This is a genomic window from Pedobacter cryoconitis (assembly GCF_014207135.1).
Classification (GTDB): Bacteria; Bacteroidota; Bacteroidia; order Sphingobacteriales; family Sphingobacteriaceae; genus Pedobacter; species Pedobacter cryoconitis_D.
Genome location: NZ_JACHCC010000002.1, coordinates 197,905 through 223,071, shown reverse-complemented (window position 1 = coordinate 223,071; position 25,167 = coordinate 197,905). Strand labels below are relative to the sequence as shown.

24 protein-coding genes are annotated in these 25,167 nt (G+C 40.0%); 8 read left to right on the top strand and 16 right to left on the bottom strand.

The window, feature by feature from the left end; all coding sequences use genetic code 11:
• From HDF25_RS03945 to HDF25_RS03925, 5 genes are all read right to left on the bottom strand, one after another.
• On the bottom strand, positions 1-1,095 hold the full coding sequence (locus HDF25_RS03945) for a DUF3667 domain-containing protein (RefSeq protein ID WP_184622991.1): 1,095 nt from the start codon (positions 1,093-1,095) through the stop codon (positions 1-3).
• Between the two features lie 8 nt (positions 1,096-1,103).
• Complete coding sequence (locus HDF25_RS03940) at positions 1,104-2,369, bottom strand: NupC/NupG family nucleoside CNT transporter (protein WP_184622990.1); 1,266 nt, start codon at positions 2,367-2,369, stop codon at positions 1,104-1,106.
• A 67-nt stretch (positions 2,370-2,436) separates the two neighbouring features.
• Positions 2,437-3,054 (bottom strand): bifunctional nuclease family protein, encoded by a 618-nt coding sequence (locus HDF25_RS03935; RefSeq protein ID WP_184622987.1) that lies wholly within the window; start codon positions 3,052-3,054, stop codon positions 2,437-2,439.
• A gap of 47 nt (positions 3,055-3,101) precedes the next feature.
• Positions 3,102-4,073: an electron transfer flavoprotein subunit alpha/FixB family protein gene (locus HDF25_RS03930; protein ID WP_184622985.1), complete on the bottom strand. Its 972-nt coding sequence runs from the start codon at positions 4,071-4,073 to the stop codon at positions 3,102-3,104.
• Positions 4,074-4,117: 44 nt separating this feature from the next.
• Complete coding sequence (locus HDF25_RS03925) at positions 4,118-4,855, bottom strand: electron transfer flavoprotein subunit beta/FixA family protein (protein ID WP_184622984.1); 738 nt, start codon at positions 4,853-4,855, stop codon at positions 4,118-4,120.
• Positions 4,856-5,016: 161 nt separating this feature from the next.
• Between HDF25_RS03925 and HDF25_RS03920 the strand changes: the two genes are divergently transcribed.
• Both HDF25_RS03920 and chrA read left to right on the top strand, forming a co-directional pair.
• Positions 5,017-5,316, top strand: a complete 300-nt coding sequence (locus tag HDF25_RS03920) for a tetratricopeptide repeat protein (protein WP_317618179.1) — start codon at positions 5,017-5,019, stop codon at positions 5,314-5,316.
• 7 nt (positions 5,317-5,323) lie between these two features.
• Positions 5,324-6,553, top strand: coding sequence for a chromate efflux transporter (chrA, locus tag HDF25_RS03915; protein WP_184622979.1), 1,230 nt, complete (start codon positions 5,324-5,326; stop codon positions 6,551-6,553).
• A 21-nt stretch (positions 6,554-6,574) separates the two neighbouring features.
• Here chrA and dnaB read toward each other — a convergent pair whose 3' ends face one another.
• Positions 6,575-8,152: a replicative DNA helicase gene (dnaB, locus tag HDF25_RS03910; RefSeq protein ID WP_184622977.1), complete on the bottom strand. Its 1,578-nt coding sequence runs from the start codon at positions 8,150-8,152 to the stop codon at positions 6,575-6,577.
• 263 nt (positions 8,153-8,415) lie between these two features.
• Between dnaB and rlmB the strand changes: the two genes are divergently transcribed.
• Complete coding sequence (gene rlmB / locus HDF25_RS03905) at positions 8,416-9,186, top strand: 23S rRNA (guanosine(2251)-2'-O)-methyltransferase RlmB (protein ID WP_184622975.1); 771 nt, start codon at positions 8,416-8,418, stop codon at positions 9,184-9,186.
• A 26-nt stretch (positions 9,187-9,212) separates the two neighbouring features.
• On the opposite strand, the gene HDF25_RS03900 is transcribed toward rlmB, so the two are convergent.
• Both HDF25_RS03900 and HDF25_RS03895 read right to left on the bottom strand, forming a co-directional pair.
• Entirely contained in the window at positions 9,213-10,304 is a 1,092-nt protein-coding gene (locus HDF25_RS03900) for a mannose-1-phosphate guanylyltransferase (protein ID WP_184622973.1), read from the bottom strand.
• A gap of 18 nt (positions 10,305-10,322) precedes the next feature.
• A complete protein-coding gene (locus HDF25_RS03895) occupies positions 10,323-11,288 on the bottom strand; it encodes an SIS domain-containing protein (protein WP_184622972.1) in 966 nt (321 codons plus the stop codon).
• 88 nt (positions 11,289-11,376) lie between these two features.
• Here HDF25_RS03895 and recQ point away from each other — a divergent pair, with 88 nt between their 5' ends.
• Together recQ and kdsA are read left to right on the top strand one after the other, a co-directional pair.
• Positions 11,377-13,566: a DNA helicase RecQ gene (gene recQ, locus HDF25_RS03890; protein WP_184622969.1), complete on the top strand. Its 2,190-nt coding sequence runs from the start codon at positions 11,377-11,379 to the stop codon at positions 13,564-13,566.
• Between the two features lie 8 nt (positions 13,567-13,574).
• Positions 13,575-14,390 (top strand): 3-deoxy-8-phosphooctulonate synthase, encoded by an 816-nt coding sequence (gene kdsA / locus HDF25_RS03885; protein WP_184622967.1) that lies wholly within the window; start codon positions 13,575-13,577, stop codon positions 14,388-14,390.
• A 70-nt stretch (positions 14,391-14,460) separates the two neighbouring features.
• Here kdsA and HDF25_RS03880 read toward each other — a convergent pair whose 3' ends face one another.
• On the bottom strand, positions 14,461-16,359 hold the full coding sequence (locus tag HDF25_RS03880) for an OmpA family protein (RefSeq protein ID WP_184622964.1): 1,899 nt from the start codon (positions 16,357-16,359) through the stop codon (positions 14,461-14,463).
• A 121-nt stretch (positions 16,360-16,480) separates the two neighbouring features.
• The gene (locus tag HDF25_RS03875; RefSeq protein ID WP_184622962.1) at positions 16,481-17,104 is read right to left on the bottom strand and encodes a 7-carboxy-7-deazaguanine synthase QueE; all 624 of its coding nucleotides are present in this window, start codon (positions 17,102-17,104) and stop codon (positions 16,481-16,483) included.
• Positions 17,105-17,202: 98 nt separating this feature from the next.
• On the opposite strand from HDF25_RS03875, the gene HDF25_RS03870 reads away from it, so the two are divergent.
• Positions 17,203-17,544, top strand: a complete 342-nt coding sequence (locus tag HDF25_RS03870; protein WP_184622960.1) for a Rieske (2Fe-2S) protein — start codon at positions 17,203-17,205, stop codon at positions 17,542-17,544.
• Positions 17,545-17,583: 39 nt separating this feature from the next.
• Here HDF25_RS03870 and HDF25_RS03865 read toward each other — a convergent pair whose 3' ends face one another.
• The 6 genes from HDF25_RS03865 to HDF25_RS03840 form a co-directional block, all read right to left on the bottom strand.
• Entirely contained in the window at positions 17,584-18,465 is an 882-nt protein-coding gene (locus HDF25_RS03865) for a bifunctional 5,10-methylenetetrahydrofolate dehydrogenase/5,10-methenyltetrahydrofolate cyclohydrolase (RefSeq protein WP_184622958.1), read from the bottom strand.
• A 25-nt stretch (positions 18,466-18,490) separates the two neighbouring features.
• Positions 18,491-20,278, bottom strand: coding sequence for a translation elongation factor 4 (lepA, locus tag HDF25_RS03860; protein ID WP_184622956.1), 1,788 nt, complete (start codon positions 20,276-20,278; stop codon positions 18,491-18,493).
• Between the two features lie 30 nt (positions 20,279-20,308).
• Positions 20,309-21,052 carry a copper homeostasis protein CutC gene (locus HDF25_RS03855; RefSeq protein WP_184622954.1) on the bottom strand — a complete coding sequence of 248 codons (744 nt, stop codon included), beginning with the start codon at positions 21,050-21,052 and terminating at the stop codon, positions 20,309-20,311.
• 7 nt (positions 21,053-21,059) lie between these two features.
• Complete coding sequence (locus HDF25_RS03850; RefSeq protein ID WP_184622952.1) at positions 21,060-22,094, bottom strand: N(4)-(beta-N-acetylglucosaminyl)-L-asparaginase; 1,035 nt, start codon at positions 22,092-22,094, stop codon at positions 21,060-21,062.
• A gap of 108 nt (positions 22,095-22,202) precedes the next feature.
• On the bottom strand, positions 22,203-23,009 hold the full coding sequence (locus HDF25_RS03845; protein ID WP_184622950.1) for a nitrilase family protein: 807 nt from the start codon (positions 23,007-23,009) through the stop codon (positions 22,203-22,205).
• Between the two features lie 28 nt (positions 23,010-23,037).
• Positions 23,038-24,183 carry a methionine aminotransferase gene (locus HDF25_RS03840; protein ID WP_184622948.1) on the bottom strand — a complete coding sequence of 382 codons (1,146 nt, stop codon included), beginning with the start codon at positions 24,181-24,183 and terminating at the stop codon, positions 23,038-23,040.
• Positions 24,184-24,428: 245 nt separating this feature from the next.
• On the opposite strand from HDF25_RS03840, the gene HDF25_RS03835 reads away from it, so the two are divergent.
• Positions 24,429-24,671 (top strand): hypothetical protein, encoded by a 243-nt coding sequence (locus HDF25_RS03835; protein ID WP_184622946.1) that lies wholly within the window; start codon positions 24,429-24,431, stop codon positions 24,669-24,671.
• 173 nt (positions 24,672-24,844) lie between these two features.
• A complete protein-coding gene (locus HDF25_RS03830; protein WP_041885026.1) occupies positions 24,845-25,156 on the top strand; it encodes an RNA recognition motif domain-containing protein in 312 nt (103 codons plus the stop codon).
• Positions 25,157-25,167 lie beyond the last annotated feature (11 nt).

The window sequence follows — 25,167 nt, the reverse complement described above, 5'->3', positions numbered from 1 at the left end:
CTAAGCCATCAGATATTTGATAATGGATCTGATAACCCATTCGGATAGGGCGAAAGTGATACCATAGAGAATGATAAGGGTGAAAGTTTTTTTAATAGTCTGATAGACTGAACGTTTGTAAAATAATTTCAGTCCCGTATACATATACCAGACGATGGCAGCAAATACGAGAACAGTTATTACACCACTCGTCACGGAGCTCAGACCAAAGACATATTTCTTAAGGGGTTGGGCTACAATTGATACGATAAAGAATGCCGTCATTCCGTGAATAGTAAAAACCAGATGATCAATGTAGTATATCCTGTTTTTTCTGAAATTAATCATGATAAAAAATGCAAGCAATGGCATCAGCAAAAAGAACTGTTTAGGCTGATACTTCTTGACTTCTTCTTTGATATCCCAGTGATCTTTTTCTTTCTTCTGATTAAGGTAGATCTGCTTTTTCTTAAACTGGTGGTCAATCCAGCTGTCGCGTTCAGCAGCTGGCAGTGATTTCTGACGAAGCTCGTAAACTTCTAAGGTAGTATCCTTTTGCTCAGCATTAATTTTATCATATTTTTTGATAACCTTGCGGAGAGAATCCGAGGGCTTCAGGCTGTAAGTCTTTCTCAGACTGTCCAGCATGTGATCTTGTGCAGGAAGGTCCAGGTTCTTGAATTCCAGCTGTGTGATCAGATCTCCTGCGAAATCCGGCAGATCCTTTAAATCTTTCTGATGAGCATTTATGCTGTCTTTCATAACAGTCACTTTCTGTTTTGCTTCTTCCTTGCTTTTCTCTTTCTCCATTGCATGAGGAACGATCAGGAAATACAGGATAGAGACAAAAATATAAAGACTTACTGGATGGATATATCTCGCTCTTTTACCAGCGAGATAATCCAGTGTAATTTGCCCTGGTTTGGTTAACAGGGGTACGAGTGTATGGAAAAATTTCGAATCGAAATGGAAATAATGGCCTACACTGTGTGCAATGAATCCCCAGAATGGTTCTTTTAATTCGAGGTTCGGTTGCCCGCAGTGGCTGCAATAATGATCTTCAACATGGTGTCCGCAGTTCAGACAGTTTTTTTCGAGGCGATATTTTCCAGACATATATGATGTTACATTAATATTCCTGCAATAGAAGCAGAAAGGTAGGAAGCTAATGTTCCACACATTAATGCTTTCAGACCCAATTTAGCAAGATCTGCGCGACGTTCTGGTGCAAGTTCACCAATTCCGCCGATCTGCATTCCGACGCTGCTGAAGTTAGCAAAACCACAGATTGCAATACTGATGATCAGGACTCCCTTTTCTGTAACGATTGGCACAGCTTTAGTAGTCAGGTTTTTAAATGCTAAAAATTCATTGACTGTTAATTTTTGTCCCAGCAGGGTAGCTGCATTACTTACATCAGCATCCGGAATACCCATTGACCAGGCAAAAGGATAAAACAATCTGCCAAAGATCCAGTCGAGTGATAAATTGAAATTGGGATTGAATAAGTGACCTATATTAACCAACGTATAATCCACTAAAGCGATTAAGGCTATAAAGCCGATCAGCATAGCGATTACGTTCATTGCAATCTTAAAGCCTTCTCCGGCGCCATGAGAAATGGCATCAATCAGGTTTGTGTATTCACTTTTTACTTCAAGTTTTACTTCACCCATAGTCTGTGAAACCTCTGTTTCCGGGAAAACTATTTTAGAAATAATCAGTGCTCCGGGTGCGGCCATTAAACTTGCCATAATTAATTTAGGTGCAAGATTCATTCCTGCCTGTGCACCCATGTTTGCATAAACAATCAGAATACCACCTGCGATACAAGCTAAACTTCCACTCATAGAAGCCAGCAGTTCACTTTTTGTCATTCCTTTCAGGTAAGGTTTAATCATTACCTGGGCTTCAACCTGTCCGACAAAAGCACTGGCCACATTACTTAAAGCTTCAGCACCACTTACACGCATAATGAAGTTCATGCCTTTTGCAATTACTGCTACAATACGCTGCATAATACCAAAATGGTAAAATATAGCGACCAGCACACAAACCAAAATGATTGTAGCTGTTACATTGAAAGCAAATACAAAACTATCAGGGGCTGCATATGCATGTGTTTTTCCGTCAAAACCAATGACAGCTACACCACCATAAACAAAATCAACGCCTACTTTAGCAAACTGCTCGATTTTCTGCATTCCTTTTCCAAGAAATTCAAAGAAATGTTGTACGGGGGCAACTCTTAGTACAAGGACGGCGATAACAATCTGGAGTGTGAGGCCACTTCCGACAAGCCTGTAATTAATCTTCTTCTTATTGTTAGAACAAAGATAAGCTAGGCCCAGTATAAAAATGACGCCAATAATTCCGTGAAAACGCTCCATAAAAAATATTCAAATAAAAAAATTTGGGTAGAAAAAATAAAGATGTGTATAAACTTGCAAATAATAACTATTGAGATGAATTTCTTTTGTTTAACTCATCCCTGATACGAGCTGCTTTTTCGTATGCTTCTTCAGCAATGGCTTCCTGAAGTTTTTGATTAAGCTCCTCTATACTAAGGTTTGCGTAGACAGATCCTGGAATTGAAGTATCCACATCGTCTGGCCCTTGTTCCTTATTCAGGTTGTCCATGTTTTCGAGGAAAACAAAATCGTTACCTTCGATAACGATACCTGCAGAGGATAAAATAAATTCGTAAGTGTATATCGCAGAGTTGAAACGTACGGCCAGCGCGATAGCGTCGGATGTTCTTGCATCAATTTCCTCTGTTCTTTCGCCGTCTGAGCAGATCAGCTTAGCGAAAAAGACACCATCTACCAGATTGTAGATTAGAATTTCTTTGATTTCAATTTTATAGGTTTGCGCAAATGTTTTGAAAAGATCATGAGTCAATGGCCTGCTTGGGGTCATTTTTTCAATCTCAATAGCAATAGCCTGAGCTTCGAATGCACCTATGATGATAGGCAAACGTCTTCTGCCGTTTACTTCTCCAAGTACCAGTGCATAAGCTCCGGATTGGGTTTGGCTATAGGATAAGCCAACAATATCTAGTTTTACTTTTTTCATATTTATGAATATCCGGCGGAAACTTTCATCTCCGCCTGATATTAATATTAAGCCTGGTGTGCTTTTAGAGCCTCAATTAATTTAGGAACAACCTCAAAGGCATCTCCAACGATTCCATAGTCAGCCACCTTAAAGAAGGGTGCTTCCGGGTCTTTATTGATGACCACAATTACTTTAGAAGAACTTACACCGGCCAGATGCTGAATAGCTCCTGATATACCGATAGCAATATATAAATTAGGGCTGATTGCAATACCAGTTTGTCCAACGTGTTCTGAATGTGGTCTCCAGTCTGCATCAGAAACCGGTTTAGAGCAAGCTGTTGCTGCTCCAAGGAGATTGGCCAGCTCTTCGATCATACCCCAGTTTTCTGGTCCTTTCAGACCTCTTCCTGCTGAAACAACCAATTCTGCGTCAGGAAGGGAAACCTTATCTGTTGCTCTTACAATATCTTTTACAATCGCAGCCAGGTCAGTAGACTGAACAGCAGGAGAGAAAGGTTCAATAACAGCAGTAACTGGTGATTCTTTAACACCGAAAGCATTCGGGTTTAAGGCAATTACCTTTTTTGCTGAGGTCAGTTCAGTAACTGCAAATGCTTTTCCTGAGAAAGCACCTTTTTTTACCAGAAATTTACCACCATCCAGCTGTGGAAGCTCAACAGCCCCATCAACTAATCCGGCTTTTAACTTTACAGCTACTCTTGGTGCAAGGCCTTTACCTGAAAATGAATTGGAAAGTACAATGATATCAGCACTTTCTTTCTGAGCAGCTTCTGCTATAACTGCAGCATAAGCCTGGTTAACGAAATTTTTTAATTCTGCGGTGGCTACATTTAATACTTTAGCTGCACCATATTTACCTAATTCCTGTAATTCACTATCTGCAACGTTACCTATTGCTATTGCACTAAGGCTGGTCCCTGTTTTATCTGCAATGGCTTTTGCATAAGAAACCGCTTCAAATACAGATTTCTTAAACTTGCCATCGACTTGTTCTACATATACTAAAACTGACATAATTTTTTGCTTAGAATTTAATTATTATTTTTTTAAAACGGACCTTAGATAACTTTAGCTTCAGTATGCAGCAGGTTAATCAGGTTAGCTGCTTCATCTGCCGGAATCAGTTTAACTGCACCGCGGGCAGGAGGAGTTTCAAACTGGACAATTTTAATTACTTCTTCAATTGGCTGGGCAGTTACTACAGTCAAAGGTTTTGACCTTGCTGACATGATACCTCTCATTGTTGGTATTTTAGGCTCTGCTACACCTTCAGCACAGCTCGCCACAAATTTACCAGTTACACTTACTACTTCTTTACCACCTTCAATTTCTCTTTCAAGTGTAGCGGTAGTACCATCATAGTCTAGTTTTTTAATAATGGAAACAGAAGGGATGTTTAAGAATTCACCAACCATTGCAGCAACCTGTGCACCATTGTAATCGATTGATTCACGACCGGTAAGGATCATATCAAAATCACCTGACTTAGCATATTCTGCTATTTGAAAAGCAGTAAAATAGGCATCACGTGGAAAAGCATCAATTCTGACAGCATCATCTGCGCCAATAGCCAAAGCTTTTCTGATGGTAGGCTCTGTCGCACTTTCACCAACATTAATTGCAGTTACTGTTCCTTTGCCGCCTTCACAAAGTTCAATTGCTCTGGATAATGCAATTTCATCATACGGATTCACGATAAACTGAACTCCCGCAGTATTGAATTGGGTATTATCATTAGTAAAAGTTATTTTTGTGGTTGTGTCGGGCACATTACTGATACAAACTAATATTTTCATATGAATAAGTTGTTTTTAATTGATGAAGCCATTATATACTGTTATTGGTTATTATCAGCCTTTAAATATAATGGTTTCATAAAAATGTCTTTTTGCAAATCTAATTAAAAAAGCAGGGATTTAAAATGCAAAGTACCCGATTAAACAAGTTATTATCATTTTTGGCAACAGAACCTAATGATCCTTTTATCTTATATGCACTGGCGACAGAGTATAATTCATTAAATGATACAGAACTGGCCTTTCAATATTATCATAAATTAGTAGAAGATCACCCTTCCTATGTGGGTACTTATTATCATTTGGGCAAATTATATCAAAAACAGGGACAAACGGATAAAGCCGTAGCTATATATCAGTTGGGGATGAAAAGAGCGAGAGAAAAGGGGGATGGCCATGCTTTCTCCGAATTACAGGGGGCTTATAACTCGGCAGCAGGTCTTGATTATGAAGATGATTAAATAATTGATGGAAAAACGACAGTTACTATTTATCAAAGATGTTTTTCTCTTCACTTTCACAGCATTTGGCGGTGCGCAGTCACACATATCTCTTCTGCTAAAATATTTCGTCAAACAAACGAAATATATTTCGGAGGAGGATTTACTTGAACTGAACGCATTGGCGCAGATATTACCCGGGCCTGCCTCAACGCAGACCTTAGTTGGTATAGCCCATAAAGTAGGGGGGCTCAGGCTGGCATTGGTTACCTTTCTGATCTGGATTATTCCATCAGCAGCAATTATGACCTTTGCTGCGATCAGTTTTGCACAACTGGATCATAAAGTGCAGTTTGCATTAGTCTTAAAATACATTCAGCCGGTTGCACTGGGAATTGTTGCCTTTGGTGCCTACACACTTTCGAGGAAGGTACTGGTTACCCAGACAGCTGTTTTTCTGGCAATTTCTGCCGTAATAGCGACACTGGTTCTTAGAAATGCCTATGTCTTTCCACTGGCCATTCTTGTGGGAGGAATGATTTCTTCAGCCTTAGAATCACCAAAAGAAGAAAGTGAAATCAGAGTAAAGTTATTCGCTAATGTTAACCCCAGGAAATTAGCTTACTTTTTCGGGGTATTGTTATTTCTAGCTGCAATGGGGGCAATTATTAACAGAACATCTCCATTTAGTTTACCAATCAGGTTATTCGAAAACTTTTACCGTAATGGGATTTTTATATTTGGGGGAGGACAGGTATTAGTGCCTTTAATGTTTACAGAGTTCGTACAAATGAAACATTATCTGGGATCATCCGAGTTTTTGTCGGGTTTTGCACTACAGCAGGCCTTACCAGGCCCAACGTTTTCCTTTACCAGTTATGTAGGTGCCTTAAGTATGAAAAATTTTGGTTATGGAATTTATGGACAGATTTTAGGTGGAATTGTAGCAGTAATCGGGATTAATCTTCCCGGATTGATTCTGGTACTGTTTATCGTGCCATTCTGGGAGGATTTAAAGAAGATCACCAGGATAAGGCATTCCTTGTCTGGAATTAATGCGGTCAGTGTGGGCTTTATTATCGCAGCATTTATTCTGCTGGTCAGACCTGTGGTGATGGATCTGACGACAAAATCAGCCGGCTTTACCGATATGCTTTCTATTGTTCTGATTCTGATTACATTTCTAATCCTGAATTTTACGAAAATCAGCCCTACTCTGATTGTTCTTGCAGGAATTTTGCTAGGCTACTTTATGTAACCCGGCAAAATTCTTTATCATTTAGAAGGGGGCATCGTCATCGTTAAAATCATCCATACGGGAAGGTTTGATAATGACATTACCAGCAGGCCTGTCAAAGTCAGCTGAAGGTAGCATGCCAGCACCCGGATTATCCATAGAGAAGGAGTTAGGTGGCATGAAATCTTCTTCAAGATCAGCAAATTTAACGTACTTACCAATAAATCTCAACGGTACAATACCCGTTTCACCATTTCTGTGTTTCGCAATAATTACTTCACCGACACCAGCCTGCGATCTTCCGCTTTCATCTTCAGTGATCCCGTAATATTCAGGACGGTATAAGAATAGTACCATATCGGCATCCTGCTCAATAGATCCGGATTCCCTCAAATCGGATAGGAGTGGTCTTTTACCATTTACACCTGGTCTTGTTTCTACAGCACGACTCAGCTGAGAAAGCGCAAGAACCGGGACGTTTAATTCTTTTGCAACTGATTTCAGGGCACGGGATATACTACCAATTTCCTGTTCACGGTTACCGCCTCCGCTTTGTCCTTCACCTTTACCATGCATCAGCTGGAGGTAATCGATGATGATCATTTGTATATCGTATTGGGATTTTAACCTTCTGCATTTTGCCCTGAATTCAAAAATGTTCAGTGCAGGGGTATCATCAATCAGCAACGGAGCTTCGGTTAGTGTACCGATTTTACTGTGCAGTTGCTGCCATTCCCATTCGGCCAGGTTTCCTTTTCTTATTTTCTCCTGTTCTATTTCTGTTTCTCCGGATATTAAACGATTTACTAATTGTACCGAAGACATCTCTAGCGAGAATACGACTACCGGACGTTTAAACTGAACTGACGCATTTCTTGCACAGGTAAGTACAAAGGCAGTTTTTCCCATTGCCGGACGTGCAGCAATGATTACCAGGTCGGAAGGTTGCCATCCGCCTGTAATTCTGTCTAATGCAGTAAAGCCGGAAGGAACCCCTGTCAGACCATCAGATTTAGTCCTTAATTCTTCGAGAGTGGCCAGAGACTGTTTAATGATCTCATCCATTTTCTGGGTATCCCTGCGCAGGTTATTCTGAGCAATATCAAAAAGTCCTTTTTCTGCGTGATCCAGCAGGTCAAATATATCAGTGGTATCTTCGTAAGCGTTTTGTATAATATCAGAAGAGATTCTGATCAGTTCACGCTGTATATACTTTTGTGAAATGATACGGGCATGATATTCAATATTTGCGGCAGAGGCAACCCGGTTAGTCAGATTAGTAATGTAATAGGCTCCGCCAACCATCTCCAGTGTGCCTAATGTTCTCAGTTCAGAAGTAACAGTAAGAATATCTACTGGTTTTGACTTCTGGAAAAGGATTGCAATAGCCTCAAATATTTTTTTATGTGATTCCTGATAGAAAACTTCGGGTTTCAAAATATCGATAACAGTTGATAATGCATCTTTTTCCAGCATTAGTGCACCTAATACTGCTTCTTCCAAATCTATTGCCTGTGGTGGTATTTTACCCATATTACTCATAGGTGTACCGACTCTGTTTTTTCTGGAAGAGGTAAAGTTCTGCCTATCCTGACCTTGTGTTCCGTTATCCGTATTCATAGCCCCAAAAATAGCGAAAATTTTACTCCTGTAAAGATTCTTTATACACATTCTGGCCTGTTCTTATCATTCATTTTTGATGCGGCACGCAAAAAACTGTTATTTACAAACAAAATAATGTTGATAATTATCTGTTAGTCAGTTCTGACAATGATATATATGCTGCTTTTTCGGTCTGTTTCACCGGAATTGATAACGGGCTCCGGAAATTGAATTCCTCAATTCTCATTATTTCAGCTATTTTTGCAGGTAAAATAGAATAAATGGAAAACTTTAGAAGGTCACCCAGACCTAAAGAAAATAATGAATTTGTATTCGGTATACGCGCTGTTATTGAAGCGATTAAAGCTGGAAAAGATATAGAAAGTATATACATGCAAAGAGGCCTTACAGGAGAAATTATCCCTGAGCTTAAAGGTTTACTAAAAGACACAGATATTCCAGTGCATAATGTTCCGGTAGAAAAACTGAACAGGATGACACAGAAAAACCATCAGGGTGTAATCGCTGTAATTTCTGCAATTACATTTCAAAAGATAGAGGATATTATCCCGTTGATTTATGAAAAAGGAGAGGTTCCGTTAATCCTGATCCTGGATGGTATTACCGATGTCCGGAATATGGGGGCAATTGCAAGGACTGCCGCCTGTACTGGTGTTCATGCAATTGTAGTACCTGCAAAAAACTCTGCACAGATCAATGCAGATGCCATTAAGACATCAGCTGGTGCTTTATTCACTATACCGGTATGCCGCCAGCAGAACCTGCATAAAACAGCACTTTTCCTTCAGGATTGTGGTTTGCAGATTGTTGCCTGTACAGAGAAAACCAACGATTTGATTTATGCACCTGACTATACTGTTCCGACTGCCATTGTAATGGGAGCTGAAGACGAAGGTATATCAAATGATATTATGCGTATGGCTAACCATTTAGCGAAGATCCCTATGTTTGGAGAGATCGGTTCACTAAATGTGTCAGTTTCTACTGGTGTTATCTTATACGAAGCCATCAGGCAACGTGTTAATAATTAAGGGCCTGTTTCATTATAAACAGGTTCCTATATAAATTTCTGTCCAAAATTAGACTTTACATCTGCTACGATTTGTTTCACGCTCTGTTCTTCAGAACGGGGACAAATCAACAGTGTATTGTTGGATTCTACCACAATATAATCATGTAGTCCCTGCAGAATTACCAATTTATCTTCGGGTACATTAACCATGCAGTTGGATGAGTTAAACATCATGACCTGTTCAGATGGGATAACCGCATTACCTACATAATCCTTCTCGGCCATATCATAGATAGATGCCCAGGTTCCCAGATCTGACCATCCAAAATCAGCAGGCAGGACATAAACATTGTCAGCCTTCTCCATGATGGCAAAATCTATAGAAATGTTGGTACACTGTAAGTAGGCATTACTGATGAATGCCTTTTCTTCAGGTGTATTGTAAGAAGATGCACCCAAATGAAAAATGTCATACATGTCAGGCAGGTGTTTACTGAAGGCGTCATTAATAGCTTTTGCCGACCAGATGAAGATTCCCGCATTCCAAAGGAAATCCCCACTCTGTAAAAAAGACTTGGCTAATTCAAGATTTGGCTTTTCTGTGAAAATTTTCACCTTATTGATTTGCGGATCAGTAGGTAGGGTAGTTTCAACGTACTGTATATACCCATATCCTGTGTCAGGACGGCTTGGTTTGATTCCAAGGGTAACGAGGCAGTCATTTTCCCTGGCTGCTTCCAGTGACTGTTCTATGGCTGCTATAAAGGCATCCAGATTTGAAATGGTATGATCTGATGGAGCTACAACAATAGTAGCATCTGGATTAAGTTCAATGATTTTCATCGAACCGTAAGCAATACATGGAGCTGTATTACGCATAATTGGCTCAGCAAGAATCTGATTTTCTTTAAGCTCCGGCAATTGTTCCCTGACTTTATCTACATAAATCTCGTTAGTGACAATAAATATATTTTCTGGAGGACATATTTTTAAGAATCGGTCGTAAGTACTTTGGATAAGCGTTTTTCCAACACCAAAAAAATCAATAAATTGTTTTGGATGTTCAACCCGGCTTACCGGCCAGAAGCGACTTCCGACGCCACCGGCCATGATTAATGCGTAATTATTTTTGTTCATATTGTGGTTGGGCATATTTTATAATAAACCTTCATTGAGAAGATCGTGCAAATGTACAATACCAAAATAACCATTTGCATCTGTAACTAATAATTGTGTAATATTTGATTGTCTGATCAGCTCGAATGCGGTTACTGCCAAAGTATCTTTATCTATTGTTTTAGGGTTATTGTTCATAATATCTCCGGCTGTAAGGCCAGTAAGGTCGGAATATTTTTCCAGCATCCTTCTGATATCTCCGTCAGTGATCACTCCCTTAATCCGGTTACCTTCAACAACAGCAACAGCACCCAAACGGTTTTTACTTATGGAAACAATCGCATCCTTTACACTGGCGCCTGCTAAAACACTGGGTTTAGCATTACGCTCTGCCAGTTCAGAAACTTTAAGGTATAATTTTTTTCCTAAGGACCCACCCGGATGAAAACGGGCAAAATCATCAGCACTGAATTCTCTGGCAAGAAGGAGACTGACTGCCAGCGCATCACCCATCGCAAGTTGTGCTGTCGTACTTGTGGTTGGGGCCAGGTTATTTGGGCATGCCTCTTTTTCAACTGTAGTATTCAGGATCAGATCAGCCTGTCTGGAGAGCTCAGAGTCCAGTTGGCCTACCATTCCGATTAACAGTGTTCCGGATCGCTTGAGTAAAGGAGTGAGGACTTTGATTTCAGGTGTATTGCCGCTCTTGGAAATACAGATTACAATATCGTTTTTCTGTATCATTCCGAGGTCTCCGTGTACCGCATCCGAAGCATGCATATAACTCGAAGGGGTGCCTGTAGAATTCAAAGTTGCGACAATTTTCTGCGCAATAATGGCGCTTTTGCCGATTCCAGTGACAATAACACGGCCGTTTCCAGCGATAATATGCTCAACAACGGCTATAAAATCATCATTTATATGATTTACAAGACCAAGTATAGCCTGTGCTTCCGCTTGTAAAGTGTTGATCCCCGCCGTGATAATAGATTTTTTACTTTTCAAAGAGAAATATTTAGTATATTGATGCTTTAATTGGTGCAAAATTATGTTATTTTGAATCAAAAATAGCACTGAATATTTTATACACAAAATGGATGTGAAAAAGTCGTTGTTTGACAACTTACAAACCTTTTTTGGTTTCGACAATTTTAAGGGGGATCAGGAATCAATTATTACCAATGTTCTTGAACGAAAAAACACCTTCGTAATTATGCCTACAGGTGGGGGGAAATCCATTTGTTATCAATTACCGGCTCTGATGTCAGAGGGTACTGCTATCGTGATCTCGCCGCTTATTGCACTGATGAAAAATCAGGTGGATCAGCTCAGAGCTTTTGGGGGAAGTGACAGTATTGCTCACTTTTTGAATTCTTCTTTAAATAAATCCGAAATTACACAGGTAAAAAATGATTTGTTAAGTGGTCAGACTAAATTATTATATGTAGCACCGGAATCATTATCCAAAGCGGATAATATTGAATTTCTGAAGCTTATTACTATCTCTTTTGTTGCGGTTGATGAAGCCCATTGTATTTCAGAATGGGGACATGATTTTCGTCCGGAGTACCGGAGGATTCGCCAGGTGATTAGCGGCCTGGGACCAGAAATCCCAATTATTGCACTGACTGCAACGGCAACACCAAAAGTACAGCAGGATATTATTAAGAATCTGCAGATGGCTGATGCTACCTTGTTTAAGTCCTCGTTTAACAGGCCCAACTTATTTTATGAGATCCGTCCTAAAAGGGATGTGATCAAAGAAATGATCAGGTACATTAAGTACAATACCGGTAAATCGGGTATTATTTATTGTCTCAGCAGGAAAAAGGTAGAAGAAGTTGCTGAAGCCTTAAACCTGAATGGAATTAAGGCTTTACCTTATCATGCCGGTCTGGAGCCTAAAGTAAGGGCAGATACACAAGATAAATTCCTGATGGAAGATGTAGAAGTCATTGTGGCTACTATAGCTTTCGGAATGGGTATTGATAAACCTGATGTTCGTTTTGTCATCCACCACGATATACCTAAAAGTATGGAAGGTTACTATCAGGAAACTGGCAGGGCCGGACGTGATGGCGGTGAAGGGGTTTGTATCGCTTTCTACGCACAGAAAGATGTAGATAAGCTGGCTAAGTTTATGAAAGACAAGCCGGTAGCAGAACGTGAAATTGGTACGCAAATCTTAAAGGAGGTCATTGATTATGCTGAATCGGGCGTATGCCGCAGAAAGCAGATCCTGCATTATTTTGGTGAAAACTTCAATGAGACAGGTTGTAACTGTATGTGTGACAACTGTAAGAAGCCTAAAAGTTATTTCGATGCTGAAGAGCCACTGAGGGTTGCATTAAACCTGATCAAACATACCGGTGAGAAATTTGATGATGCACATATCCTTTGCGTTTTACTGGGTATGGAGACAGCACAGACTATCGCTTATGAGCACAGTAAACTCCAGGAATTTGGATTAGGTAAGGTAGAAGGAGAGATTCTCTGGAAATCATTAATGCGGCAGGCGGTACTGAATAATTTCCTGTCAAAAGACATTGATAACTATGGTTTGCTCCGGTTAACCAATTCCGGGAACGAATTCCTGAAAAACCCTTACAGTCTTAAATTCATTCTGAATGTACCTATTGACAGCTCGGCTGATGATGATGAGGACGATGTTAAACATGGTAGCGGAACACTGGATACACAGTTATTACAGTTGTTAAAAGACCTGAGAAAAAAGATTGCGAAACAGAAGAATGTTCCTCCGTTTGTAGTTTTCCAGGATCCGTCACTTGAAGAGATGTGTACCCACTATCCGATTGCAATGGATGAGCTGAAACAGATCTCCGGCGTGGGGAATGGTAAGGCAATGAAATTTGGTACTCCATTCATTGAGCTGATCAAAAAATATGTGACAGACAATGATATAGAGCGTCCTATAGACCTGATTATTAAAACACAGGCTAATAAATCGCAGTTAAAGGTTTCTATCATACAAAATGTAGACAGACAGATTGGCCTGGAAGACATTGCAAAATCAAAAGGAATTACTTATACAGAGATTCTGAAAGAGATTGAAGCGATTGTAAACTCCGGTACTAAGCTTAACCTGAATTATTTTGTTGATGAGATGTTGGATGACGATCGCCAGGATGAAGTATTTGATTACTTCCGTGCGGCTGAAAATGATTCTATAGACGAAGCTTTGAAGGACTTAGGCGAGACAGATTATACGCGCGAAGAGATACAATTAATGAGAATTAAGTTCATGTCAGAACTTGGAAACTAAGCTTAAGCATGGTCAATTTTGAATTAGATAAATTAAAACATACTACTTCCGGCAATTTTTTTCTGATGGCCGGTCCTTGTGCAATTGAAGGAGAAGAAATCGCAATGAGAATTGCGGAACGGATTGTAACGCTTACCGATCAGCTGGAGATTCCTTTTATTTTTAAAGGATCCTACAGAAAAGCAAATCGCTCTAAAGGCGATTCTTTTACAGGTATCGGAGACGAGAAAGCACTTAAAATCTTAGAGAAAGTAGGTAAAACGTTTGGTGTGCCAACGGTAACTGATATTCATGAAAGTGCTGAAGCAGCAATGGCTGCAGCTTATGTGGATGTACTGCAGATCCCTGCATTCTTATGCAGACAGACAGACCTGCTGATTGCTGCTGCGCATACAGGAAAAGTTGTTAACGTTAAAAAAGGCCAGTTTCTTTCAGCCGGATCAATGAGATTTGCAGTTGATAAAATTTATGAAGCTGGTAATAAAAGAGTAATACTGACAGACAGAGGAAATACTTTTGGTTATCAGGACCTGATTGTGGATTACCGGGGTCTGCCTGAGATGAAGAGTTTTGGTGTGCCTGTAGTGATGGATGTTACACATTCGTTACAGCAGCCGAACCAAAGTTCTGGTGTTACGGGTGGTAAACCTGAGCTGATTGAAACTATCGCTAAAGCAGCAATTGCTGTTGGTGCAGATGGTTTGTTTATCGAAACCCATCCGGATCCGGCCCATGCAAAATCTGATGGTGCCAATATGCTTCATCTGGATTTATTGGAGCAATTACTCGTTAAGCTGATCAAAATCAGGAAAGCTGTAATTTAGTATCCCGATCAAATTATAAAAAGGCTTATATCATTTGATATAAGCCTTTTTTGTATCCGTAATTTTATTCTTACCGGACACTGGTAATGATAAATGATGTTCTGCGGTTTTGCTGACGGCCATCCGTTGTATCATTGGACGCAATTGGTTTTGTGGCACCAAATCCTTTAAAAGTCAGACGATCCGGGTTAATCTGGTTTGCAATCAGATAATCATATACCGCTTTAGCTCGTTGCAGTGATAAGGTCTGGTTGGCTTCTGCATTGCCCTCGTTATCCGTATGCCCCTGAATTTCGATACTGACAGTTTTGCTGGCTTGTAATAATTGCAGCAGATTAGTCAGCTCGGTAATTGATGGGGGTAGTAATTCGTATTTGTTTGTGTCGAAAAATATGTTCCTTAAGATCATATTGGCACCAGGTTTTAGTTTCTCGAGATAAATTTCCAGTGTATAGGGCTGTCCGGCTTTTGTCTGGTTCAGTACAAAATTATCAGAATAGAACAGATAACCATCCGCTACTGCATTAAAAGCATAAGTACTACCCATTGGCATAACAGCTAGAAATTCTCCCGTAGAAGCTGATGTGTAATCATTAAATTTTGTCTCCTTAGTTTTTAGATTCACTACCTGCACTCTGGCTTCCAGAAAATTTCGTGTCTCTTTATCCCTGACAATTCCTTTTACATAGGTAATAGGTAGGGGACGGGCTGATTCGGGCATTTTGAAACTATAAATATCCATATCTCCAAAGCCACCCTTCAGTGCCGAGGAAAATAAACCCTCGGTTCCGTCAGGGCTTACCATGAGGCCGGTTTCTTCATTAAAAGTATTAATAGGATAACCTATATTCACAGGTTTTCCCCATTTTCCATCAGGCTGGGCACGGCTATAAAAAATATCCATATTTCCCATTCCGGGCCAGCCATTTGAAGAAAAGTACAGCGTTTTGCCATCAGGATGAACAAATGGTGTGTTTTCATCATAAATGGTATTGATTTCAGGCCCCAGATTTTCGGGTTTACTCCATTCTCCTTCACTATTTAAAGTGGTTTTCCAGATATCATAACCACCAATTCCGCCTGGCCGGTTACTCACAAAATACAAAGTACTTCCATCCGGGCTTATAGCAGGCTGAGAGTCCCAGGAAGAAGAATTCACTACAGCACCCAGATTGAAGGGCGTGTCCCATGCATTTCCATTTTTATGACTTACGTATAAATCGCAGCTTCCAAATCCATCCTCACGATTGCATCCGGTGAAAAATAAATACATACCATCCGGTGAAATTGATTGTGCCCCCTCATTAAATCTGGTGTTAATCTTATCACTTAAGGGCACTGCTGTTCTCCATTCTTTATTTACCTTATGAGAGACATAAAAATCCTCATTTCCGTCAACTGTACGACTAAAAATAAGAGTTGAGCCATCTGCTGTTAATGTGGGCAGATATTCTCTGTCCTTTGTATTAATCGCAGGTCCAAGGTTACGCGGTTCATACTTTTCAGGATGTTTTATGGCAATCATAGCAAAATCACAATCCAGAATATATTTTCTTGCCTTCTGGATCATCAATTGCTCTTTACCTTTATACCCATCCTTAAAAACAACGAAATGTTTTCTGGCGTTTTCGTAATCCCCAGTATTTAATTCGGTCTCTGCCAGCGAATAATAGACCCTGGCTTCGGGAGCAGGGTTTGTAATAGCTATTGCCTTCAGGTAGTTGTTTTTTGCCTGCTCAAATGATTTTTTAAATTTGTAGACATCTGCCAGTTGAATAAAGGCAAACTGAAAAGAAGGATCAGCTGCAACAGCATCCTCCAGCAATTTAGCGGCACCGTCATAATCCCGGTTTAACATTAATTTCTGTGCAGAGTCAAAATTCTGCTGCGCTTTTTTAACCGTAGATTCCTGTGCCTGTACCAGAAAACAATTGAACAGACAAATGAGCAAGAGTAATATTTTCTTCATAGGTTATATGATCTCATGATGCAGGTCAGCAAAACCGACACGATAAACTTAAACAAAAAACAGCAATACCTTTTGAAGATATTGCTGTTTTGTTAAAATCAGGAGACCTGTATAAAATCTACTATGGTATGTTCAGGTATTTATGTGTTTGTAACGAAATTTCCCATTTAGGGTTAGCCATCACATAGTCAATGATCATTGGTGTGATTTCTTTTGATTTGGACCATTCCGGCTGTAAATAAAGTTTGCAGGAAGGAGATACTGTTTCTGCATATTTCTCCGCCCATTCAAAGTCACTTTTATTAAAAACGATGACTTTCAGTTCATTGGCAAATGGGGTAATATCAGGACGGGGAGCTTTGAATTTCTTTGGAGAAAGACAAATCCAGTCCCAGCTTCCTGACAAGGGATAAGCCCCGGAGGTTTCAATAAAAGTCAGAATATTTTTTTCCTGCAGTTTTTTAGTGAGGTAATCCATGTTATAAATCAAAGGCTCACCACCAGTAATTACAACAGCCTTACCCGGAAATGTGTCAGCTTTTTCAGCAATCGAATCTGCTGAAGTTAACGGGTGAAGTTCAGCATCCCAGCTTTCCTTCACATCACACCAGTGACAACCTACATCGCAACCTCCAAGACGAATAAAATAGGCAGCTTTGCCTGTGTTAAAACCTTCACCTTGTATAGTGTAAAACTCTTCCATTAATGGAAGCATTGTGCCGTCTGCTGGAATATTGTGTGCCATATCTTAAATGGCAAAGTTAAATAAATATGGCAGGAAAATGGGAATATATGTATATTGACCTTATTTAAATGACTAATCTATGAATAAGCAAGTAGTCAATGGCTGATTTACGCTGGTATAAAATTGAAGAGGAAATTCCAGAAGGTGATTTTATCAGGCAAATAAACATCGCAGGTAAAAAATTGTGTCTGTTAAGGCATCATCAGGAACTTTATCTGGTACAGAATACTTGCCCTCATGCAGGAGGAACACTCAGTGGTGGTTGGTGCGAACATGGAAAATTAATCTGTCCGATTCACAGATATGCTTATGATTTAACAACAGGAAGAGGAGCAGAGGGGCAAGGGGACTATATTTATATTTATCCGTTGAAACAGGAGCCGGATGGGTTATATGCCGGTTTTAAGCGAGGTTTGTTCAGCCGGTTTTTTGGGAAATAAAAAAAGAGAAGCTAATGAATAACTTCTCTTTTAGGTATATTAAGAATAAATCTCTTTTTTAGCTGAGGCCAGTGTATTTCTGAGTAAACCAACTATGGTCATCAGGCCAACACCTCCAGGAACAGGAGTAATCCAGGAAGCCAGTGGAGCAACATTTTCAAAATCCACATCCCCATACAATTTGTATCCCGACTTGGTTTTCTCTGAAGTCTCTCTGTTAATACCCACATCTATAATGATGGCACCAGGTTTAACCATATCTGCAGTAATAAAGTTCTTTTTACCGATAGCAGCTATGATAATATCAGCCTGCAGAACAAGCTCTTTCAGATTAGTAGTCCTGCTGTGCGTCAATGTTACTGTACAATTTCCAGGATTTGCATTACGTGCCATTAAAATACTCATCGGAGTACCTACAATGTTGCTGCGTCCTACAACCACACAATGTTTACCTGCTGTATCTATTCCATAAGCCTTTAGCATCAGTAAAATACCATATGGTGTAGCTGGAATAAAACAAGGCAGGTTACGTACCATACGGCCAAGGTTTATCGGGTGAAAACCATCTACATCTTTACGGTGATCAATGGCTTCAGTAACTTTCTCCGGATCGATATGTTTAGGTAAGGGAAGCTGAACGATCAGCCCGTCCACACCAGCATCATTATTGATCTCACGAACTTTCAGAAGTAATTCTTCTTCAGTCACCTCAACACCATATCTGATCAGCGAAGACTGGAAACCGACTTTTTCACAGTTCTTCATCTTGCTGGCCACATAAGTTTCACTTCCACCGTCATTACCTACCAGAATAGCAATTAAATGAGGTTTACGTCCATGCTGTGCTAAAAAATCAGCTGCTTCAGCTGCTATTTCCAATTTGATCTTTTCAGATGCGAATTTTCCGTCCAGTAACTGCATATCAAACAAAATATCTTTGTATAAATTAATCTAATTTCAATACGGCCATAAATGCAGTTTGCGGAATCTCCACATTACCTACCTGGCGCATACGTTTTTTACCTTTTTTCTGTTTTTCCAACAGTTTACGTTTACGGGATATATCACCACCATAACATTTGGCAGTTACATCTTTACGTAATGCTTTTACAGTTTCTCTGGCGATGATCTTAGCACCGATAGAAGCCTGAATAATGATTTCGAATTGCTGACGCGGAATTAATTCTCTTAATTTCTCACAGATCCGTTTTCCAAAATCATAAGAGTTACTGCGGTGAATCAGTGAAGATAAAGCATCAACCGGTTCAGCGTTCAGCAGAATATCCAATCTGACAAGGTCAGACTTACGATAACCAATCTGATGATAATCAAAAGAAGCATATCCTTTTGAAATTGTTTTCAGTCGATCATAGAAATCAAATACGATTTCACCCATAGGAATTTCAAATACCAGTTCAACACGGTCAGAAGTCAGATATGACTGATTGGCGATGATTCCCCGTTTCTGAATACAAAGGGACATTACAGGACCTACGAATTCGGATTTGGTAATGATATTTGCTTTAATATAAGGCTCCTCTACATACTCCATTTTACTTGGATCCGGAAGATCAGAAGGGTTATTGACAATAATTAACTCTCCTTTAGTTGTCATAGCCTGATAAGACACATTGGGAACCGTAGTGATTACCGTCATATCAAATTCACGCTCTAAACGCTCCTGGATAATCTCCATATGCAGCATGCCCAGGAATCCGCAACGGAAACCAAAACCTAAAGCTGCTGAAGACTCCGGTTCAAATACGATAGAGGCATCGTTCAGCTGCAATTTATGCATTGCTTCTCTTAAGTCTTCAAACTCATCTGTGTCCACCGGATAAATACCAGCAAATACCATTGGTTTAACCTCTTCGAATCCTTTAATAGGCTCTAAACTCGGACGGTCTTTATGCGTAATTGTATCTCCTACCTTTACTTCTCTGGCTTCTTTTATACCAGAAATGATATAACCTACATCACCAGTTTTAATGACATCTTTGGGAGATTGTTTTAATTTTAAAGTACCTACTTCTTCCGCAATATATTCCTTGCCGGTAGCTACAAACTTTACTTTATCTTTCTTACGTATTTCTCCGTTTAATACTTTGAAATAAGCAACGATACCACGGAATGAATCAAAAACAGAGTCAAAAATCAAGGCCTGTAATTCACCATCGGGATTTCCTACCGGTGCAGGTACGCGTTCTACGATTGCACGCAGAATATCGTGGACACCTTGTCCTGTTTTACCAGAAGCCGGGATGATTTCTTCCCTTTTACAGCCAATCAGTTCAATGATCTGATCTTTCACTTCCTCGGGCATTGCACCTGGAAGATCCATTTTATTTAGAATAGGAATGATCTCCAGATCATGTTCCAGTGCCAGATAAAGATTGGAAATTGTTTGGGCCTGTATTCCCTGCGAAGCATCTACGATGAGTAAAGCACCTTCACAGGCAGCGATAGAACGCGATACTTCGTAAGAAAAATCTACGTGTCCTGGAGTGTCAATTAAGTTTAATATATAAGGTTGTCCATCCTGAACATAGTCCATCTGGATGGCATGACTTTTAATGGTAATACCCCGTTCACGCTCCAAATCCATATCATCCAGTAACTGAGCCTGTGACTCGCGCTGGGTGATTGTATTCGTGTATTCCAATAAACGGTCGGCCAGGGTACTTTTACCGTGGTCAATGTGTGCAATTATGCAAAAATTACGTATGTGCTTCATCAGTGCCGCAAATATAGAATATTCGCTTGATTATTCTGCACTGTTTGCCAGTTCCATTAATTTTTTGACCAGTTTTGCATCCGTTAATGACGAACTATATTCATCAGTTTCGGTACCCATGCTCAGATTCTCATTTCTGAAAAGCATCTTACTGGGCTGGTTTAATCTGGCTGATGCATGAAATTCTTTTGCACCAGTTATATCGATCAGCGCTTTGACATTGGTAGTATTAACACCGGCTCCAGGCATAATACTGATCCGCTGATCTGCCAGTCGAATTAATTCAGCCAGCTTTTCTGCACCTTCTATTGCGGTGGCTTTTCCGCCAGAAGTTAGTATCCTGATGATTCCCAGTGAGATAACATCTTCAAGTGCTTCTTCCAGATTCACAGTCATATCAAATGCCCTGTGAAAGGCAACCTTCATTGGTCTGGCTAATTCAACTAATACAGCACAGCGGATTTTATCCACTTTACCATCAGCTGTCAGAATCCCGGTTACAATCCCTTCGCATTGCAGTGCTTTACAGATTTTAATATCCTCCTTCATTAATTCAAATTCAAGGTCAGAATACAGAAAATCTCCACCACGGGGCCTGATAATCGGAAAAACCTCTATAGAAAGCATTTTTTTTGCCAGTGCAATTTCTGCATAACTTGGTGTAGTGCCACCTTCGGTGAGGCTGGCACATAGTTCGACACGTTTTGCGCCACCCGATTGTGCCTCAAGGGCAGAACTTACCGAATTAGCGCAAACTTCCATCTCAATCATCATTCGAATATTAATAGTAACTTTTTCCCGGGATTAACAATTTTTTATCTTCTTCTGAACAAACTGCGTAGCTGAATCCTTTCTGGATGGCATAAGCACCATATTGTCCCTTTTTATTCAATGCCAGGAATCCAACTTGTATTTCTTTAGCAGTTGCTGGTTTCTTTTTAATTATACGCATTACAGCTTCTTTACAGGCCTCTTCAGGAGGATAACCCTGGCGCATCAGTTCCACAACAAGGAAGCTGCCTACATTACGGATTACTTCCTCACCAACACCAGTAGAGGTTGCGCCACCAATTTCATTATCGACATACAGACCAGCTCCGATGATCGGGCTGTCGCCGACACGTCCATGCAATTTAAAAGCCATTCCACTGGTTGTACATGCACCAGACAGATTGCCTTTAGCATCCAGTGCAAGCATGCCTATGGTATCATGGTTATATTGGTTTCCAGGTAATCTGGTAGGAGAGGCTTTGTCATAAAGTTTATTCTCAATATTCATCACAGGTTTATACTTTGCAGTTTTAACCCATTCTTTCCATGCTTTTTCACTCTCAGGCGTAAGCAGGTTTATCTTTTTAAATCCGTTTTCTAAAGCAAATTGTAATGCTCCGTCACCGGCGAGCATCACATGTGGGGTTTTTTCCATGACCAGTCTGGCTACAGAAATAGGGTGCATAATATGTTCAAGAGCGGCCACAGAACCACAATTACCCAGCTCATCCATAATACAGGCATCAAGGGTAACTATTCCGTCTCTGTCCGGTAGACCGCCATAACCTACACTTTGATTTTTAGGATCTGCTTCTGGTACCTGAACACCTTTTTCGACAGCATCCAGTGAACGTCCGCCGCCGGATAATACTTCCCAGGCAGCCTGGTTAGCTGCAATTCCGAAGTCCCAGGTTGAGATCACGATTGGTTTTCCAGCCATAGGTTTAGTCGTTGCAGGAAGGACGCCGGCAACACCGCTTTTGTCAAGTGCCAGGAGAGAAGCGGACAAAGCCGAACATTTAATGAATTTTCTACGGTTAAACATAAAAAGGGTTTAGGTTATAATATACAAGATTACATTAAAAAACTTATTCCTAAAAGGTCTTTAAACAGAAAAATCCGGCCTGGGCCGGATTTAAATATGGAATCTGGATTAATTCGTCAGCGAAAAATTGTCTGCATCTTTTAGAAATGGAAAACTACGGCGTATTTTTACCAGTTCTTCATAATTGATGCTAAAGGTGTAGAGATCCTCATCTTCCGGTTTATAATAAACGGTATTTCCGTAAGCATCGATACACATAGAATGACCACTGTGATAAACTTCATTTCCGTCATGTCCTACACGGTTAACTGCAATTACGTAACTCTGGTTTTCAATTGCCCTTGCAGGTATCAGAACTTTCCAGTGGGGGATGCGTTTGTCCGGCCAGCTGGCAATGATCAGTAAAATATCGTAAGCAGAATCATTGTTACGCAACCATACCGGGAATCTCAGGTCATAACATACTGCAAGCCTGATTTTCCAGCCTTTCAGTTCTACGACTACCTTGTCTTTTCCGGCTGTATAAGTTTTATCTTCTTCACCCATTCCGAAAAGGTGTCTTTTATCGTAATGCTGATACTCTCCTGTAGGGAGCATCCAGATCATTCTGTTATAATAATTACCTTTTTCCTTAATAATCAGACTTCCGGTAATTACACAATCGTATTTCGCAGCAGCGGCAGCCATCCATGTCATTGTCTTGCCATCCATTTCTTCGGCAAGATCAGCAGCATGCATACTGAAACCGGTATTAAACATTTCAGGTAATACAATGAGATCAGTTTTTTCCTTTACGCCAGAAGACAAACGCAGTGATATATTCTGCAGATTTTTGTCCACATTTTCCCAAAATAAATAAGCTTGAAAGACAGTTATCTTGAGATTATTAATATTGAGATAGTTTGGGTTCTCCATATAATGATAAGGTAATGGGCAGGTGAAATTATAGTTTCATTAATCTTTCAACGGATTTTTCGAGTGTATCTTGCCTTTTGGCAAAACAAAAACGCAGCACCCGGTGGTCTGTATTCCTTATATAAAATGCAGAAACAGGTATAGAAGCCACCCCAATATCTGTAATCAGGCGTTTAGCCAAAACAGTATCTTCCTCGTCACTAAAGTGGCCATAACTCACGCACTGAAAATAGGAACCTTTACAAGGTAGTAATTTAAACTTGGTTTGTTCGAGCAACGAACGGAATAAATCGCGTTTTTCCTGAAAAAAACTACTCAATCCAAGATAAACAGAAGGGTCTTTCAGATAATTTGCAATACCGATCTGCATGGGTGTATTTACGCTGAATACGTTGAACTGATGTATTTTTCTGAATTCTCTCATGAGGTCTGCCGGAGCCAGGCAATAACCCGCTTTCCATCCTGTTGTATGTAAAAGTTTGCCAAAAGAAGCAACAATGAAAGTGCGTTCGCGCAATTCAGGATAAGAAGCCAGAGAGTTATGTTTAACTCCGTCATAAACCAAATGTTCATAAACCTCATCACTCAGGACCAGTACATCGGTACCCTTAGTTAATTTGATCAGCGCTTTAATATCTTTATCACTCAGTACAGTACCTGTTGGATTATGAGGGCTGTTCAGAATGATCATTTTGGTATTTGCAGTAAAAAGTTTTTTTACCATTTCCCAGTCTATACTATAATCTGGCGGGGCCATTTCGTAGGATTTAACCAGGCCGCCAAGCATTTTTATAGTCGGTGCATAACAATCATAAGCCGGCTCAAAAATAATAACCTCATCACCAGCCTGAATGTACGCAGTTAGTGCTGTAAATATGGCTTGTGTACCACCGGCAGTAATAGTTACTTCAGAATCAGGGTGGTAATCAGACTTGTATTGATGATTTACCTTGTCGGCAACCAGTTCTCTCAGAGATTGTACACCTGTCATTGGCGCATACTGGTTATGCCCGCTTTTCATGGCATCTGTTACCAGTTCGATCAATTTAGGATCACAATCATAATCAGGGAAACCCTGAGAAAGGTTAATGGCGTTGTGTTCGGCCGCTAACTGGGACATCACTGAAAAAATAGTATTGGATATTCCCGGAAGTTTCGAGTATGTAGCTATCATGTGGTCGCGAAATTATAAAATATTCGGCGTTTTCTTCTTAATTGTTGACAAAACCTGTGAACCTGCTTGTTATATAAAAGGATCTGGATGACGGGGGGCTTGCTCATCTTCTTTTTTTTTTAAAACATTGACAGTCAGTTGTTGTTGTACAGTTGATTATGGCTTTTGTCAACTATTTATAAATATTAGTTCAACAATAAAAGAACTTTTGATACGTATAATAATAGGAGTTTAAATTTAAGATTATGAAAACGGTGACTTTTTCTTTTGATCATCCTGTGGCCGTAAAAATTTTTTTCAACTGCACCTCAGATCCTCATCTTAAACAGGAAATAAAATTATTGCGCAGTGACGAATATGGCCTGTTGCATATTCCGCTTGAGGGCATTCCCGAAGGTATCTGGGAGCTTATGCTCGAATGGAACCATGAAGACAGAGATTTCTGTATGAAAAAAGTTCTTGAGATTCCCGGCGCCATATTAAGCTAATATTTAATCTTTTACACCAATAGTTATACGTGCTTGCGAGCTTGAAATCTGCGCTTTTGTACCTGCTATTTATGAACTTTATATGAATAAATAATTATTTTATCGATTACTTACAATCTGATTGCAAATAAAAGGTATGATTTTTGTACCTTTGAGGAAATTTTTAGACATTAATGAAGATATTTATTACAGGCCTTCCGTTAGAAGTAGGGGAAGATGAATTAACAGCCGTATTTGGTGATTTCGGTCAGGTAAAATCACTTAGAATTATCAAAGATCGTGAAACTGGTCAGAGTCGTGGTTTTGGTTTCGTAGAGATGCCAGTAGACGAAGAGGCTAAAGAAGCGATCAAGAGAATGAACGGTGGCGATTACAATGGTAACCGCATCAAAGTTGCTGAAGCACAAGAAAAACCTAATACTGGCGGTGCTGGTGGCGGTGGTGGTTTCAAACGCAACAACAACAACAGAGAAAGAAGCTATTAATTAGCTTTTTT